The sequence below is a fragment of the Paenibacillus sp. J5C2022 genome (assembly GCF_025567625.1).
Classification (GTDB): domain Bacteria; phylum Bacillota; class Bacilli; order Paenibacillales; family Paenibacillaceae; genus Pristimantibacillus.
Map to the genome: position 1 here is coordinate 58,454 of NZ_JAOQJC010000021.1, position 16,027 is coordinate 74,480.

Consider the following 16,027-nt stretch of genomic DNA (forward strand, 5'->3'; position numbering starts at 1 on the left):
CACAAATAAATGCAATACTTATGTATGAGTTATGCATAATTTACGCACATTTTACACAGTTGCCTATCAACGTTAACAATCCGGCTTTATACTGAGCCTGTACTTAAGGAGGTGGTCAATGTGCTGAGACTCCAGCATATAGGCAAGCATTATGATAACAAAGTCGTGCTGGACGATATAAACGTGGATATTGAAACAGGCGAGATCGTGTCCTTGCTGGGACCGAGCGGGAGCGGGAAGACGACCTTGCTGAACATTATACTGGGCTTGACGAAGCCGGATCGCGGCAAGATTGCGTTCAACGGCGTGGATATGACCTCGCTGCCGATGAAGAAGCGCGGCTTCAATATCGTCTTCCAGGACTACGCACTGTTCCCTAACCTGAATGCGTACGACAACATCGTCTACGGTTTGCGCAATAAGAAGGAGAGCGTCAGCGAGCGAGAGATAGGGGAATATATCGATTTCCTGGAATTGCAGCCGCATCTGAAGAAGCGGATAAGCGAGCTGTCGGGAGGACAGAAGCAGCGGGTTGCTCTGGCCCGTACACTGGTGACGAAGCCGAAGCTATTGTTGCTGGACGAACCGCTGAGCGCGCTGGACGGAGTCATCAAGGAATCTATCAAGAAACGGATACAATCCGTTGCGAAGCAGTTCAAGCTGACGACGATTATCGTGACGCACGATCCGGAAGAAGCGCTGACGCTGTCGGACAAAATTCTCATCATCCAGCAAGGCTCGGTCGCACAGTTCGGAGCGCCGCAGGACATTATCCATCGCCCGGGCAACGACTTCGTCAAGCAGTTCATCATTCAACAGCTCCATATTAAACGGCAAAATATATACAATTTGTTCGGTGAGACGCATGTATAAAGCAAAGCCGGAAATGCGCATTATGCTTGCAGTTCTGCTTCTGCTGTTCACCGTATTCCTGTTCCTGCCGCTGCTCCTGCTGTTCATCCGCTCGCTGGAGACCGGACAGGGCTTCTCGCTCGCCAATTACGCAGCCGTCTGGAGCGAGCGCGATATCGGCGCATCGGCGTTGAACAGCTTGAAAATCTCGGCGGCGACGGCGTGCTTGTCCACCGTATTGGGATTTACACTGGCCTATGCGCTGCATTGCACCCGGATGTACAAGTCTATGAAGGGCATATTGCGAACGGTTATTATCATCCCAATGCTGCTGCCGACGATTACTTACGGATTCGCCATTATGTATTCGCTGGGCAATCAGGGGCTTATTACCCGGATGCTGGGACGGCAGCTATTCGATATATACGGCTTCAACGGCATGCTGATCGGATATGTCGTCTATACGCTGCCTCCGGCGTTTCTGCTCATTCACAATGCGTTCAAGTATGTGGACAAAAAGTTCATCATCGTATCGCATTTAATGGGGGATGGGACGTTCAGAAGCTTTGCCAACACGATACTGCGTCCGCTGGCCGGGGCGCTCGGAGGGGCATTTGTGCTTTCGTTCATCTTAAGCTTCACGGACTTCGGCATTCCGGCTTCGGTGGGCGGGACGTATAACGTTCTGGCTACGCAATTATACGAGGTGATGCTGGGCTCTATTCCCGATATGCATCAGGGAGCCGCGATCTCCGTCATGATGCTGGCGCCTGCCGTGTTCGGCATATGGCTGTTGCAGAGACTGGAGAAGCTCAATTTCCATTACGACAATGCCGCGGACACCGAGCTTCCGCATCATCGCGTTCGTGATAGTGTCCTTGCTGCCATATCGATCGTCATTGTGCTCGGGATGCTCTCCATATTCGCGATTATGTTTATCGCGCCTTGGCTGAACCGCTACCCGTACGATACGACCTTCACGTTGAAGCATGTCATGAGCATCGTGCAGTCCAGTGATTTGATGAAGGTCTACGCTAATTCTTTGTGGGTCGCATTGCTCACTTCTCTGCTGGGAACCGCGATCGCTTATTGGGCGGCCCTGCTGAACGTACGGTCATCGCTCAAGATCAGATCGTCCATGGATACCGTCTCGATGATAACCAATACGGTACCCGGCATGGTGCTGGGCATAGCCTACCTGCTGCTGTTTAATGGGAGCGACTTGAAGGGGACGTTCGCGATACTGGTGTTCTGCAATATCGTTCATTTCTTCACGACGCCTTACTTGATGGCGAAGAACGCCCTGTCCAAGATGAATCCTTCGTGGGAGACGACAGGGGAACTGCTAGGAGACAGCTGGATCAAGACGGTGTATCGAGTTATTGTTCCCAATTCGGCAGCCACGATATTCGACATGCTGGGTTACTTCTTCATGAACGCGATGGTGACGATAAGCGGCGTCATCTTCCTCGTATCGGCCCAGACGTCGGTAGTCGCCAGCAAAATCAAGGAGCTGCAGCATTTCGCCAAATTTAACGAAATATTTGTCCTGTCGATGTTTATCTTCTTCACCAATCTATTGATCAAGCTGTTGTGCGATTACGGGCAAAGAAGAATGATGACCAAAAACAAATAAAAGCGAGGGAATTTCCATGACTACAAGTTCGAAAACGATTAAAGCTGTGCTTCTGTCCATTGTTGCCTTCAGTCTGATGCTGGCTCTTGCAGGGTGCGGCAATGACAGTTCGCAGGAAGCGGGAAAGGTGGTCATCTCCACCAATGCCGATGAAGAAGCCGTGGCGGCAATGGAAGCTGCTTTAAAGAGTGCGGGCTATGAGGGCAAATTTGTCATTCAGTCACTGGGCACGTCGGAGTTGGGCGGAAAGCTGCTGGCTGAGGGCAGTGACATTGAGGCCGATCTCGTCACGATGAGCTCCTACTTTATCGAGAGCGCGCAGGCCGAGCATGCCATGTTCAAGGATTTGACATTCCAGAGCAAGGCTCTGGACAGCTATCCTTCCTATTATGCGCCTATTCTGGGGAATACGGGCTCGATCTTCGTCAATACGGAGGTGTTGAAGGAGAAAGGGCTGCCGATGCCGACGTCGATCAAGGATCTGACTCGACCGGAGTACAAGGACCTGGTCTCCATTCCGAACATTATGCATTCCTCTACCGCATGGCTGCTTGTTCAAGCCATTATAAGCGAGTATGGCGACGAGGCGGGCACGGTGATGCATGATCTGATTGTCAATGCAGGCCCTCATCTGGAAAGCTCCGGCTCCGGTCCGATCAAGAAGGTAGAAGCGGGAGAAGTGGCTGCCGGCTTCGGATTGCGTCATCAGGCGGTAAGAGCGAATGCGGACGGAGCGCCAATCGACTTCGTTGACCCTGTAGAGGGCAACTTCTCCTTGACGGAATCCATCGCGGTCGTGGACAAGGATAATGCGACGACTGAGCTGGCGATGAAGATGGCACAGACGATTATTGAGCAAGCGAGAGGCGAACTCATCACGAACTATCCCGTTGCCTTGTATGAAGGCGAGAAGGTGGACGATGTGAACAAGCCGGCGTATGCCAAAGTATTCGCCAAGCCGCTGACGGTAGAATTGCTGGAAAAGCATCAGAAGGCGTTCAACGACGCGAAATAGGAGGAGTTAGGAATGAATCGATACAAGCTGCTGACACCAGGACCACTGACGACGACAAGCACGGTGAAGGAGGAAATGCTGCAGGACCGATGCACCTGGGACGATTCCTATAAATCGATTACGCAGAAAATACGAGCGCAGCTGCTGGAGCTGGCAGGGGTTGATCCAGCGCAGTATACGGCCGTGCTGATGCAGGGAAGCGGTACGTTCGCCGTAGAATCCGTCATGACATCCGCGATCTCGGATCGTGACAAAGTACTGATTATGACGAATGGCGCTTATGGCGAGCGCATTGTTCAGATGGCGGCATATATCGGGCTGCAGTATGTCGAATATCGTGTCGGCTACGATCAATATCCCGATATGGAGCAGTTGAAGACTATGCTGGATGCAGACCCCGGCATTACACATATGGCCATGGTGCACTGCGAGACGACGACGGGTATATTGAACCCTGTCGCAGATGTTGCCGAGCTGGCCCGGCAATATAACAAGACGCTCATTCTGGACGCGATGAGCAGCTTCGGCGGCATCGACATCGATGTGGCGGGCCTTGGCATCGACTATGTGATCAGCAGCGCCAACAAGTGCATCCAGGGCGTTCCGGGCTTCGGCTTCGTCATCGCCAGACTGGACAAGCTGGAGGCTTGCAAGGGCGTAGCCCGCAGCCTGTCGCTGGATCTGTACGACCAGTGGAAGGGAATGGACAAGGACGGCAAGTGGCGCTTCACCTCCCCTACCCATGTCGTGGCGGCATTCTCCCGAGCCTTGGATGAGTTGAATCAGGAGGGCGGAGTGCGTGCAAGACACGAGCGTTATCGGAGGAACAACGAGCTGCTTCGAGAGAGGCTGGCGTCCATCGGCATCAGAGCCTACATCGCGGAGGAGAAGCAATCTCCGATCATTACGACGTTCATGTTCCCAAGCGAAGCGTTCAGCTTCAGCCAGTTTTACGAGTATGTGAAAGAGCGGGGTTATGTCATCTATCCGGGCAAGCTGACGGAGGTCGACACTTTCCGCATTGGCAATATCGGAGAGATTTATGAGGAAGACATTCACCGCTTATGCGATATTATCACAGAGTATATGGAGGGATTGGGCCAATGAGCGGCAACGGCAATAGCAACAGCAACAGAATCGAGGGTATCATCCTGGATTGGGCCGGAACGGCGGTAGACTTCGGATGCTTCGCGCCCGTCAATGTGTTCATCGATATATTCAGGCAAGCCGGCATCGAAGTGACGATGGAAGAAGCAAGAGGACCGATGGGCATGCTGAAGATCGATCATATTCGCGCTATGCTGTCTATGCCGAGAGTGTCGGCATTATGGCAGGAGCAGTACGGCAGACCTTTCAACGAGCAGGATGTTGAAGCGTTGTATGCGGAGTTCGAGCCTGCGCTCATGACTTCCCTGTCGCACTATACCGATCCGATTCCCGGAGTCATCGACACCGTAGAAGCGTTGCGGGTCAAGGGCTTGCGAATCGGTTCCACCACGGGCTATACCAGCTCGATGATGGAGGTTGTCGTATCTCATGCGCGGGCGAAAGGGTACAGCCCGGACTTCGTCGTAACCCCGGACGATACCGGTTCTAATGGCAGACCTTATCCGTACATGATCTACAGGAACATGGAGCAGCTCAAGCTGTCCGCTTCATGGAAGGTAGTGAAGGCGGGAGATACTGTATCCGACATACGGGAGGGCGTGCAGGCCGGGGTATGGACGGTCGGCGTTGTCATCGGCAGCTCGGAGCTTGGCTACTGTCAGGAGGACTTCGATCGCTTATCGGAAGCGGAGCGGGCAGAGGCTGTAGCCCGAACGAGGAAAGTGTTCATGGAGAATGGCGCCGACTTCTGTCTCGACCGGATGAGCGAGCTCCCGTCTTTAATCGAAGAAATCAATGAGAAGCTGACGCGCGGCTTGAGACCCGGCTGCGAATGCGTACGATAGAGAAAATCATGGCAAAGCCGTTCCTTCCGTTAGGGAGGGGCGGCTTTGTTGTTGTCTGTCACCCGTCAGAGTGATTCATGCCGTCGGCAGCTGCCGATCATGAGGCGATTATACATGGAATAAATGTCCTTGGGAGAGACTGATATACATAATGGCTGCTACACATCATTGGTTACGAGGAAGGGGAGGCAGCATGCATCCTGTCATGGAGACGATTATACGAACGGTCTTGTCGTTCGTCTTGATCATGATCATTACACGAATACTGGGCAAGCATACAATTACCCAGATGACGTATCACGATTTTGTGTCCGCTATTACGCTGGGTTCCATTACCGCCAATATTGCTTTCAATACATCGCTAAAGTCTTGGAATCTTACGGTGGCTTTACTCTTGTTCAGCTCGATTGCCTTTCTGATTACACTTCTGACATTGAAGAGCCGGAAGCTGAGGAAGGTGCTGTCGGGGAAGCCGACAATCGTCATCGAAGACGGGAAGATATTGGAGAAGAACTTGCGGAAGCTGCGCTTTTCGCTGGATACACTGAATCAGGAGCTGCGGGAGAAGGATATCTTCGACATCGGGGAAGTGGAATTCGCTGTTCTAGAGCTGAACGGGCAGGTATCCGTTCTACGCAAGCCGGAATACCGGCAATTGACGAGAAGAGACCTGGCCCTCGCCAGCGGTCAGCGAACGAAATTCCCGATTGAGCTTATTATGGACGGGCGGGTTGTCGAGGAGAATATTCATCAGGAAGGGCTAAGCCCGGAATGGCTCGATCGTGAGTTGGAAAAACGGGATTTGGACGTGGACAAGGTATGTTATGCTGTGAAAGGAACGAACGGCAGCTTGTACTTTGACCTTTATGATGACCGCCTCAAGCATCCGATAGACGGCATGCATTAGCGTAAGGAGGAGCAGCGGGTAGACGACTGCTCCTTCTCGCCGTCTGCTGCAGACCGCATTAGAACTTGTTCGGCATAGGGGCCATAACACGGCATCTCCTTCTGCTTCGCAGATGAATCATAAGTATTGAATGTTATTGCGAACTAGGTAATAATTAGAATCATATATAAATTGGAGCGCTCCCAAATCGGGTGTGTGTGCCGTCACTGAACATGTATACCGTTCCGTTCATTTGAATTGGGAGCGCTCCAATATTTACGTTGAGGGAGTGTGGAAAGTGAAAGAGAAGCGTGTGGGGAACAGGCATCCCGTTATTTCATTTGCCTACGGGGAATGGGAGAGACTGAAGGAAGCCTTCGCGGGGAAATCGGGCATGGAGCATTCCGGAGAAGTATGGATTGGCACTTGGGAAGCGCTGATAAGGTGCAAGCCTGAGCTGGCAGGGGCTATGCGTCCGGAAGAATCCCGTTATTCCGATGACTATGTGCTGATAGAGAGGGAAGGCAGTCTTATGCTGGCAGGGAAATCAGAGCGAGCGGCGTTGTATGCCGTCTATCGGTATGCGCAGGAAGAATGGGGCGCACATTGGATTTACCCGGGTGAAGCTACGGTGATCGCCCCTGATCCGAGCCGTTGCAAGAAGCGAGGAGAGGTCTATTCCCCTAGAATGGAGCGCAGAGGCTTCGTGTTCGAGACGGTGAACGATGCAGCATATATGAAGCAGATGATAGACTGGCTGGCGAAAAACGGCATAAATGAGCTCTTCTTTACTTTCTCCTTATGGGATCAGATTGGCGGAGAGATCGCATCGGATATTGTGGATCGCGGACTATCGGTTACATTGGGCGGGCATAGTCTGAAGTTTTTCCTGGACAATGAGAGAGGCATTCCGTATTCAGAGGCAGAGCATCCTTATACGTCGAAGCGGCAAGTGGACTTCCAATCCTTGGACTGGCAGAAGCTCCTCATCACGAAAGTGGTCTCGTACTGCAAGCATGTGCCCAATCTCGATCGCCTGTCGCTATGGCCTGAAGATGTAGCGGCGAGTGACGCCGAAGGATTCCTGGGTTCCTATGTACAATTCACGGAGATGCTCCATGACGAACTGCTGGCAGCGGACATCAACATTGAAGTGGAGCATATCGTCTATAATGCAGGCTTGTCCTGGAGCATGCTCGAACGAGCGGGTGCGGAGACTTCGCATCTTGTGGACACCTTGCTCGCCTATTGGGGACGCGACTACAGCTGCGGCTATGAGGACAGCCCGCATGAGAGCGACAGAAGGGCGCAACGCGCTTTGCTCGACTGGGAAGAAGCGCTTCAGCGGAGCGGCCGGAAGCTGACGATCTTCGAATACTATAGCGATCACTTTATGCTCTCCTCGCTATTCCCGTTCATACCGCGGCGAATCGCTGAAGATATGACTTATTACGAGAGCTTGCGGGCGCATGGCATTGTGAATCTGGTCGTGCCGAACTTGGACAAGGTTGCCGATTATCCTTGGAAGTGGGCGCATCAGTACAATAGCTATGTATTCTGCAGAGCATTATGGGACGATGATATAGACGGAATTATGGACGACTATTATCAGTATTATGCACCTGAAGAGCGGCGTGCCATAAGGTCGCTCTATGAGGAGCTGGAGCGGCTGCTGCCGCAGCTGACCTTGTGGAATGCGCCCTTGTTCCCTGCGAGGGCTGTCGATCCGGAGAAGGCTCTTGCCGCGACAGAGGAGTGGCGGGAGAGGATTATGGCGTCGCTGCATGACATCTCGGACTCTGTCCGGGAACAGCTCCGGCAGCCGGAGATAAAGCATGGCAGCATGCCTTATCGATTCGGCCAACACATCGTAGCGCGGGCTGATGATCTGTACCGGAGATGGATGAAGTCTGGCCATGCATAGAGATAGAGGCATCATCGTCTGTTTACTCTCGGCACCCGCTTGCCGATCAGGCAGACGACCTCATAATTTATTGTGTTCATGACATGCGCCAGTTCATCGATCGCCAGCAGCTGTCCGCCGGATCGTCCGAACAATGTCACTTCGTCGCCTGCCCGGGCGTCCGCTATATCCGTCACATCCAGCATCGTCTGATCCATGCAGATGCGCCCGGCGATCGGAATGCGCTCACCTCGCAGAAGCGCGCAGCCTCTATTCGACAGCTGCCGCGACAGTCCGTCTGCATAGCCGATGGGAATTGTGGCGATGACGCTCGGCCGCTCCGGCACGAAGGAACAGCCGTAGCTGACGGGCTGATGAGGCGCAATGTGCCGAATTGCCGATATGCGGCTTCTGAGGCTCATAGCTTGCTTGAGCGGCCAGTCGTGCTTCATAGCGGAAGCGGGGTGCAGGCCGTATAACGCGATTCCGATTCGCACCATATCCAGATGCATGGCGGGATAGCGCATGGCAGCTGCGCTATTGCAGCAGTGCCTGATCGGAACAGGGATGCCCCGCTCGCGGAGAGCATCTGCGAATGCCAGGAAGGTCTGGAATTGCTGCTCCGTATAGGCAGCGTTATCGTCATCTGCGCTGGCGAAGTGGGTGAATAGACCCTCCAGCTTGATCTGAGGAGAACGCGCCGCCAGTTCGGCCAACTGCACCGCTTCCTCTATACTCTGTACGCCGATACGCGACATCCCGGTGTCGACCTTCAGATGAATAGCGGCTTGAATGCCCAGAAGATTAGAGCAGGCGATGATGGCATTCAGCACCTCGCAATCGTAAACCGTCAGTGTGATTCCATGGGCAATGGCCGTTGTGACGGAACGGGGAGGCGTATAGCCCAATATGAGGATGGGGGTGGCAATGCCGGCCTCTCTCAGTTGCAGCGCTTCGTCTAGAAGGGCGACGCCGATATAGCCGGCGCCCCCCTTGATGGCTTCCCTGGCGGTCTCGACTGCGCCGTGACCGTAGCCGTCAGCTTTCACAACGGCCATCACCTTGCAGCGTTCATGAACATGCGATTTGAACAGAGTGATATTGTGAGCGATTGCGTCCTGCGAGATCTCGGCCCAAGTATCCCGATAGCTTGCCGCCAGTACAGGAGATGTCAGCTCCATCACGGTCAGTTCGCGGCCAGTGCAAGCTCCAGCGCTTGCTCTACAGGTGTATAGGCGTAGCCCAGATCCTTGGCCACCGCTTCATAAGTGACGGCGCCAGCCACGGTATTGACGCCCAGCTTCAGGGACGCATTGTCTTGAACAGCTTTGCGTACGCCTTTGCCCGCCAACTGGAGGGCATATGGCATCGTAGCGTTGGTCAGCGCGATGGTGGATGTTCTTGGGACTGCCCCCGGCATATTGGCGACAGCATAGTGAACGACGCCGTGCTTCAAGTACGTTGGATTGTCATGCGTAGTGACGCGATCGACTGTCTCCATGATGCCGCCTTGGTCCACTGCGACATCGATCACGACGGACCCTGGCGCCATCGTCTTGATCATATTCTCCGTTACCAGCTTCGGAGCTTTGGCTCCCGGAATCAGTACAGCTCCAATGACGAGATCGGATTCGGCCACAGCTTCAGCTATGTTGAGAGGATTGGACACCAATGTCGTGATTTGGGCCCCGAATATATCGTCCAATTGGCGGAGGCGGTCGGCGCTCAGATCGATCATCGTTACTTTGGCGCCTAGCCCGATCGCGATTTTGGCCGCATTCGTACCGACAACTCCGCCGCCGATGATCGTAACGTTGCCCCGCTTTACGCCCGGCACGCTGCCAAGCAGTATGCCTTTGCCGCCGTACATTTTCTCCAGAAATTGCGCTCCGATCTGAGTAGCCATTCGTCCGGCCACCTCGCTCATCGGCGTCAGCAGCGGAAGCGTACGGTTCACTTCAACGGTCTCGTAGGCGATAGCCGTCACTTCCGCTTCCGTCAGCGCGCGCGCCAGCTCCGGCTCCGCAGCCAAGTGCAGATAGGTGAACAGGATAAGCCCTTTGCGGAAGTGGCGATATTCTGAAGGGAGAGGCTCCTTCACCTTCATGACCATATCGGATTCCGCCCATACTTCGTCGGTTTCGCTCACAATGGATGCTCCGGCCAGTCTGTAATCCTCATCGGTGAAACCGCTGCCAACTCCGGCGCCGCTTTCGATGCTTACGCGATGTCCGGACTGGAGGAATGAGACGACTCCTGCGGGCGTAATTGCAACGCGGTTTTCATTATTTTTAATTTCCTTCGGTACTCCGATGATCATTGGTAGCTCCCCCTTTTACTTGTGCTTCAGTGCCAAGTATAAGGGGGAGTCGCTTATTTTACATTGTGTGGAAATAACAAATGTTGAAGACTTTTTTGTTGTGTTTCACAAACGGGGGGACGGTTCCTTCTTCAGCCTGTCTATCTTCAGGTCAAGGAACACGGTGATTTTCTGGTCGGTATTGCCGAGATCAATGTCTCCAATCTCGGCAATCCGCTTCAACCGATAGCTCAGCGTATTGATATGGATGTGCAAAGTTTCCGCCGCCGCCTTCACATTGCTGTCGGAGGACAGGAATACTTCTAATGTATGTAGGAGATCGCTGTTATGCTCATTATCGTATAAGCGCAGCTTGTTCACGCTGGGATTCCGGACAGGGTGCAGACGGTCTTCCGCTATCATGGCAGGAAGCAGCCGGTAATAGCCCAGCTGGGAGTAGGTATACGCATGATGCAGCTCTTTGGGGAACAGCTTCTTCATGCGCAATACGGTCAGCGCCTCCTGATAGCTGCGCTCCACCAGCATATAATCATCGTAAGCCGAGCCGCATCCTCCTCCTGACGGAGAGAAGCCGAACCGTTGCTGCATCTGATCGAACATATATTGGAAATCCTCGAAGTCATCTTCTCTCAGACTTGAGTCCGGCTTTTGCGCCGACAGGATAATCAGCTGTTTCTGTTTTACGGTATGGAAGAAAGCGGTGATACGCTGCGAAGTCGTAAGCATATAATCGATATGCTGCTGCTTGTCTTGCATGTCGGATGCGAATGCCAGCACGACGATCCGATAACGGCCGGGCAAGGCAATGCCCAGATCGGACGCCTTATCTTCAATCTCGCCTTGATCGGCAAGATGGCCGGTAAGCAGCTGCCAGAAGAAGTCCTCGTGTCCCTTCTCTTCGTTGCGCTTCTTCACTTGCAGCTGCAGCAGCTTCGCAGAAGCCGCATGAGCGGCTTTCTTCAACAGATCGGCGGCGTCGGCGCCAAGCGGCCTGTCCGACTCCAACACCCAAATGTAGCCGAGAACGGTTCGCTGCTTGCGAATGGCAATGGCAATCCGCTTGCCTAGTCCGACCGCCGAGATCGTCGGAATGGCCAGCGGCTCTTCGCTGCTCAATAGATGCTGCATATGACCTGCCTGCCATAATGCGCGAATGACCTTCTCCGGCACCCGCCTGCCGATAATCGTCGCTACTCGGGCTTCATCGGATTGCGACTCGTGGGAGCTGTAGGCAATAAGTCGATGGTTGTCGTCTTCGATCGTAACCGGATTTTGAAGCACCTCGCTAATTTTATCAGCCAGCGCCTCCAGATTTTCGAAGCTTTGATGGAATGGGTTGCGTTCATGCTTCAATGAGGGCACCTACTTAGACCAGTTTCTCTGAACGGGCATTTGTGATTTTCGACAGAGAAAACGCTTTATTTTCATCGATTATAACATAAACGGATACATGGGAATGTGCTAATATGGCTCCATGAGTTTCACAGCTATCTTAAGCTTGGCAGATAGACGTGAAATTATACGCAAGACGAGGGGGAAGCAAGAAAGGAGTTCTTCGAAAGATATTCGACCGCATATTCTGAAAGGTCCGCGCGAGGTTTTTTACATGAATTATGATAACGCTTACAAGCAAAGTCTACTAGATCAGGAGGAGTCATCATGAACAAAGAAAAACCTGCAGAGCTGCATCGTGGACTTGAGCAAAGACATATTACGTTAATGTCATTGGGGGCTGCAATCGGCGTCGGATTATTCCTGGGATCTGCTACTGCGATCAAGCTGGCTGGACCCGCGATATTGATTTCCTATGCGCTTGGCGGACTGGCCATCTTCTTCATAATGCGGGCGCTCGGCGAGATGGCGATCCGGAATCCGGTAGCCGGCTCCTTCAGTCGGTATGCCAGGGAGTATATGGGCCCTGTATTCGGTTATTTGACGGGCTGGAACTACTGGTTCCTCTGGGTCATTACCTGCATGGCGGAGATTACGGCGGTCGGCATCTATATGGAATTCTGGGCTCCGGACGTTCCTCGCTGGATATGGGCATTGGCAGCGCTTGTTATGATGACGCTGGTCAATCTGATTGCCGTCAAGGCTTACGGGGAGCTGGAATTCTGGTTTGCACTTGTGAAGATTGTGACGATTATTCTGATGCTGGGGTTCGGAGCGGCGATGATTGTATTCGGTCTCGGCAATGACGGCGTAGCTGTCGGCATAAGCAACCTGTGGAGCCACGGCGGCTTCTTCCCGAACGGGTTCGGCGGCGTGCTGATGTCGCTGCAGATGGTAATGTTCGCTTATTTGGGCATTGAAATGATCGGCGTAACGGCCGGGGAAGTAAAGGACCCCAAGAAATCTATTGCCCGTGCGATAGACTCCGTGTTCTGGCGTATCCTGATCTTCTATGTGGGTGCACTATTCGTTATCATGTCGCTATACCCTTGGAACGAGCTGGGGCAATCGGGGAGTCCCTTCGTTATGATCTTCGAGAAGATCGGCATTCCGTATGCGCCAAGCATTATCAATTTTGTCGTCATTACGGCTGCTCTCTCCTCCTGCAACAGCGGCATCTTCAGTACGGCGCGCATGCTGTTCAACCTGGGACAGCAAGGGGAGGCGCCTCAGAAGTTCACGAAGGTGACGAAGCGTGGCGTGCCGGGCGTGGCGACCATGGCTTCTGCGGGCGCGCTGCTCATAGGCGTTGTACTCAACTATGTCGTGCCGGAGAAGGTGTTCACTTGGCTGACCAGCATAGCTACATTCGGTGCAATCTGGACGTGGGCGATCATTTTGCTGTCCCAGCTGAAGTCCCGCAAGAAGATGTCGGGAGAGGAACTGCATGGATTGTCTTACAGGATGCCATGGGCACCATATAGCTCATATGCTACGCTTGCATTCTTGGTACTGGTGATCGGATTGATGGCTTACTTCCCGGACACGCGCATCTCTCTGGTCATTGGCCCGCTATGGTATGCGCTCCTCATTGCGGTGTATTACGGCAAGGGATTTCATAAGAAGAGCTGAATAACGATTGGGAATAGAAGGCGCCTTCGGGCGTCGCCGGCTGCGGCGTATTCCGCAACGATCCCGATCGGGTCGCGGCATGGTGGCGCGAGCTTCTGGAAGAGGAAGGCAGTGGCAAGCTGTTCCAGGAGATTCGGTTCGCCGTGCTTGACTTGGCCAAAGATCGGAAATGTATTGGTGCCTTTGAGCAAGCGTTTGGTGCGGAATAGGGAGAAAGAGCTTTTATATAAGACGGAAGTAGAGACACCGAGTACGGGACTTGGTGTCTTTTTTGCGTGAACGGCGAGTTGTAGGCGATGTAGCCTTGATCATGGATAGGAGAGTGGTTGTGATGGGACGCAGTAGATGATGCAGCCTCGGTTGGAGTGAGATGAGCTGGAAGGAACAGCAGCCGTTTATCCCAAAAGTTTTTCCCGATATGCTGTTTCAAATTTTAAGGAATTGTTTAGTTACTGTGTATATGACGATGTTAGACTGGCAGGGGCGTGCAGCGAGCCTGCTGCAGTTGTCATGTTCATAGATGTGTTGTGGAACGATGAAGAGAGTATGGAGGGAATTGTTCATGGATGATGCTTCAACCCCGATCATATGCTGTTTCAAGGAAATCCGGTTCAAGCTTTCACGCCAACAGGTGCACAGCATCAAATGGAGAACGAGCAAAGCGCGCGAATTGTTTGCTTACTTGCTACATCATCGCGGACGGATAGTCTATCGGGATCAATTAATAGAGCTGTTATGGGCTGACATGGAGGAGGATAAAGCCGCCAAGCAGCTTCATACTTCCATTTATCATATACGCCAGACCTTGAAGAGCTTGGAGCTGAACTTGCGGATCGCCTATTCCTGGGCGAAGGTTCCCGGCTATAAACTGGAGACGAAAGCGATGAAAGTCGACGTAGAGGAATGGGAACGGGCTGTCAATTCTCTAGGCAAGCCCTGCTCGCAATCGGTGGCTGCATATGAGCATGTGCTGCATGCATTCGAAGGAGATTATCTCGGCAGCTACGATTATCAATGGGCTGAGCAGGAGCGGCAGCGCTATCGGCGGCTGTGGCTTCTTCATATGCGGGAGTTAAGCCGGTACTACGAGCGGGAGGGCAATATTAGGAAGGCGATTGCAGTCAATCAGCATGTTCAACAGTTGCTGCCTGACGAGTGCGAAAGCTGCTTTTCGCTGATGAAGCTGTTCCATCAGACCGGCGATCGCGAGTTGGTCGAGGAGCAATACGAGCAGTTCAGGTCGCAGATGAACGCTAATCAGAAGGCGGAGCGCATGAGTGACGTGGCTGCATGGTACGAACGCTGGAAAAAATGCGATTAATGGCTTGCGGCAAAAAAAGAAAGAATGGAATACGGGGAGTATTCCATTCTTTCACATGTATGCAAAACTAACGTACAAGAATGCCTGAATTCGTTTATGGCAATATGTTGCCTGCCGAGCGGTAAATCTCGTACCATTCCTCGCGCGTCAAGGTAATGTCGCTTGCCTTGCAGCAGTCGATCAGCCGGTCGATATTCATCGTGCCCGTCACCGGCTGCATCTTGGCGGGATGGCGCAGCAGCCATGCCATGGCAATCGTCGTATTGCTTACGCCATAGTTGGCCGCGACGGCATTAATCGTTTCATTCAATTCCGGGAATTCCTCATTATCCAGAAATACGCCCTTGAAGAAGCCGTATTGGAATGGCGACCACGGCTGAATGGTAATGTCATGCAGCCTGCAATAGTCCAGCACGCTGCCATCTCTATTGACGGCGGCGGCATTCTCCATGTTCACATTGAAGCCGCTCGTAATCATAGTGGAGTTTGTAATGCTCAGTTGCAGCTGATTGGCAACTAGCGGCTGCTTGACGTATTTGCGCAGCAGCTCCATTTGCATTGGGTTTTGGTTGGATACGCCGAAGTGCCTTACTTTGCCGGAGCTTGCCAGCGTATCGAACGCTTCAGCAACCTCTTCGGGCTCAACCAGTGTATCCGGCCGATGAAGCAGCAGCACGTCCAGATAATCTGTGCGCAGACGCCGCAGTATGCCGTCCACTGACTGTAGAATATGCTCCTTGGAGAAGTCGAACATGCCTTTGCGAATGCCGCATTTCGATTGCAGAATAATGCTTTCACGGACGTCGTCATTCATATTTATGGCGTCCGCGAAAATTTCCTCGCATTTCCCTTCTCCTCCATAAATGTCCGCATGATCGAAGAAGTTCGCTCCTTGCTCCATAGCGGTCTGGATGAACCGTTCCGCCCCTGCCTTGTCCAGCGAGTTGATGCGCATGCATCCGACCGCAACGACAGGCACCTCCAATGTGCTTGTCCCAAGCTTGATCGTCCTCATGGCCTGTAGCCTCCTTAGCGCCCTCTATCCTTGCGAATAGGGGCAAGTTATTCACTCTTGCAAGTCCAATCAGTCCTATACGTATTGTGTCATATCTGTGCAA

13 protein-coding genes are annotated in these 16,027 nt (G+C 53.0%); 9 read left to right on the top strand and 4 right to left on the bottom strand.

The window, feature by feature from the left end:
* Positions 1 to 120 precede the first annotated feature (120 nt).
* From M6D81_RS17570 to M6D81_RS17600, 7 genes are all read left to right on the top strand, one after another.
* Positions 121 to 873: an ABC transporter ATP-binding protein gene (locus M6D81_RS17570; RefSeq protein WP_262678223.1), complete on the top strand. Its 753-nt coding sequence runs from the start codon at positions 121 to 123 to the stop codon at positions 871 to 873.
* Entirely contained in the window at positions 866 to 2,488 is a 1,623-nt protein-coding gene (locus M6D81_RS17575) for an ABC transporter permease (protein WP_262678224.1), read from the top strand. Before M6D81_RS17570 ends, M6D81_RS17575 begins: the two co-directional genes overlap by 8 nt.
* A gap of 16 nt (positions 2,489 to 2,504) precedes the next feature.
* The gene (locus M6D81_RS17580; protein WP_262678225.1) at positions 2,505 to 3,503 is read left to right on the top strand and encodes an extracellular solute-binding protein; all 999 of its coding nucleotides are present in this window, start codon (positions 2,505 to 2,507) and stop codon (positions 3,501 to 3,503) included.
* Between the two features lie 12 nt (positions 3,504 to 3,515).
* The gene (gene phnW / locus M6D81_RS17585) at positions 3,516 to 4,610 is read left to right on the top strand and encodes a 2-aminoethylphosphonate--pyruvate transaminase (RefSeq protein WP_262678226.1); all 1,095 of its coding nucleotides are present in this window, start codon (positions 3,516 to 3,518) and stop codon (positions 4,608 to 4,610) included.
* Positions 4,607 to 5,455, top strand: coding sequence for a phosphonoacetaldehyde hydrolase (gene phnX / locus M6D81_RS17590; RefSeq protein WP_262678227.1), 849 nt, complete (start codon positions 4,607 to 4,609; stop codon positions 5,453 to 5,455). Before phnW ends, phnX begins: the two co-directional genes overlap by 4 nt.
* Positions 5,456 to 5,648: 193 nt before the next feature.
* Entirely contained in the window at positions 5,649 to 6,362 is a 714-nt protein-coding gene (locus M6D81_RS17595) for a DUF421 domain-containing protein (protein WP_262678228.1), read from the top strand.
* A 277-nt stretch (positions 6,363 to 6,639) separates the two neighbouring features.
* Complete coding sequence (locus tag M6D81_RS17600; protein WP_262678229.1) at positions 6,640 to 8,265, top strand: beta-N-acetylhexosaminidase family protein; 1,626 nt, start codon at positions 6,640 to 6,642, stop codon at positions 8,263 to 8,265.
* A gap of 11 nt (positions 8,266 to 8,276) precedes the next feature.
* Here M6D81_RS17600 and alr read toward each other — a convergent pair whose 3' ends face one another.
* From alr to M6D81_RS17615, 3 genes are all read right to left on the bottom strand, one after another.
* Positions 8,277 to 9,425: an alanine racemase gene (gene alr / locus M6D81_RS17605; protein WP_262678230.1), complete on the bottom strand. Its 1,149-nt coding sequence runs from the start codon at positions 9,423 to 9,425 to the stop codon at positions 8,277 to 8,279.
* Between the two features lie 5 nt (positions 9,426 to 9,430).
* Entirely contained in the window at positions 9,431 to 10,564 is a 1,134-nt protein-coding gene (gene ald, locus M6D81_RS17610; RefSeq protein ID WP_262678231.1) for an alanine dehydrogenase, read from the bottom strand.
* Positions 10,565 to 10,669: 105 nt separating this feature from the next.
* On the bottom strand, positions 10,670 to 11,917 hold the full coding sequence (locus M6D81_RS17615; protein ID WP_262678232.1) for a PucR family transcriptional regulator: 1,248 nt from the start codon (positions 11,915 to 11,917) through the stop codon (positions 10,670 to 10,672).
* A gap of 306 nt (positions 11,918 to 12,223) precedes the next feature.
* Here M6D81_RS17615 and M6D81_RS17620 point away from each other — a divergent pair, with 306 nt between their 5' ends.
* Together M6D81_RS17620 and M6D81_RS17625 are read left to right on the top strand one after the other, a co-directional pair.
* Positions 12,224 to 13,588 (top strand): amino acid permease, encoded by a 1,365-nt coding sequence (locus M6D81_RS17620; protein ID WP_262678233.1) that lies wholly within the window; start codon positions 12,224 to 12,226, stop codon positions 13,586 to 13,588.
* 562 nt (positions 13,589 to 14,150) lie between these two features.
* The gene (locus M6D81_RS17625; RefSeq protein WP_262678234.1) at positions 14,151 to 14,909 is read left to right on the top strand and encodes an AfsR/SARP family transcriptional regulator; all 759 of its coding nucleotides are present in this window, start codon (positions 14,151 to 14,153) and stop codon (positions 14,907 to 14,909) included.
* Between the two features lie 94 nt (positions 14,910 to 15,003).
* Here M6D81_RS17625 and M6D81_RS17630 read toward each other — a convergent pair whose 3' ends face one another.
* Positions 15,004 to 15,924 (bottom strand): aldo/keto reductase, encoded by a 921-nt coding sequence (locus M6D81_RS17630; RefSeq protein ID WP_262678235.1) that lies wholly within the window; start codon positions 15,922 to 15,924, stop codon positions 15,004 to 15,006.
* Positions 15,925 to 16,027 lie beyond the last annotated feature (103 nt).

Bases quoted from the DNA above. Each gene is read 5' to 3' on its own strand.
- M6D81_RS17595 (WP_262678228.1), top strand. From the start codon at position 5,649: ATGCATCCTGTCATGGAGACGATTATACGAACGGTCTTGTCGTTCGTC.
- M6D81_RS17625 (WP_262678234.1), top strand. From the start codon at position 14,151: ATGGATGATGCTTCAACCCCGATCATATGCTGTTTCAAGGAAATCCGG.
- phnX (WP_262678227.1), top strand. From the start codon at position 4,607: ATGAGCGGCAACGGCAATAGCAACAGCAACAGAATCGAGGGTATCATC.
- phnW (WP_262678226.1), top strand. From the start codon at position 3,516: ATGAATCGATACAAGCTGCTGACACCAGGACCACTGACGACGACAAGC.
- ald (WP_262678231.1), bottom strand. From the start codon at position 10,564: ATGATCATCGGAGTACCGAAGGAAATTAAAAATAATGAAAACCGCGTT.
- M6D81_RS17575 (WP_262678224.1), top strand. From the start codon at position 866: ATGTATAAAGCAAAGCCGGAAATGCGCATTATGCTTGCAGTTCTGCTT.
- M6D81_RS17630 (WP_262678235.1), bottom strand. From the start codon at position 15,924: ATGAGGACGATCAAGCTTGGGACAAGCACATTGGAGGTGCCTGTCGTT.
- alr (WP_262678230.1), bottom strand. From the start codon at position 9,425: ATGGAGCTGACATCTCCTGTACTGGCGGCAAGCTATCGGGATACTTGG.
- M6D81_RS17620 (WP_262678233.1), top strand. From the start codon at position 12,224: ATGAACAAAGAAAAACCTGCAGAGCTGCATCGTGGACTTGAGCAAAGA.
- M6D81_RS17580 (WP_262678225.1), top strand. From the start codon at position 2,505: ATGACTACAAGTTCGAAAACGATTAAAGCTGTGCTTCTGTCCATTGTT.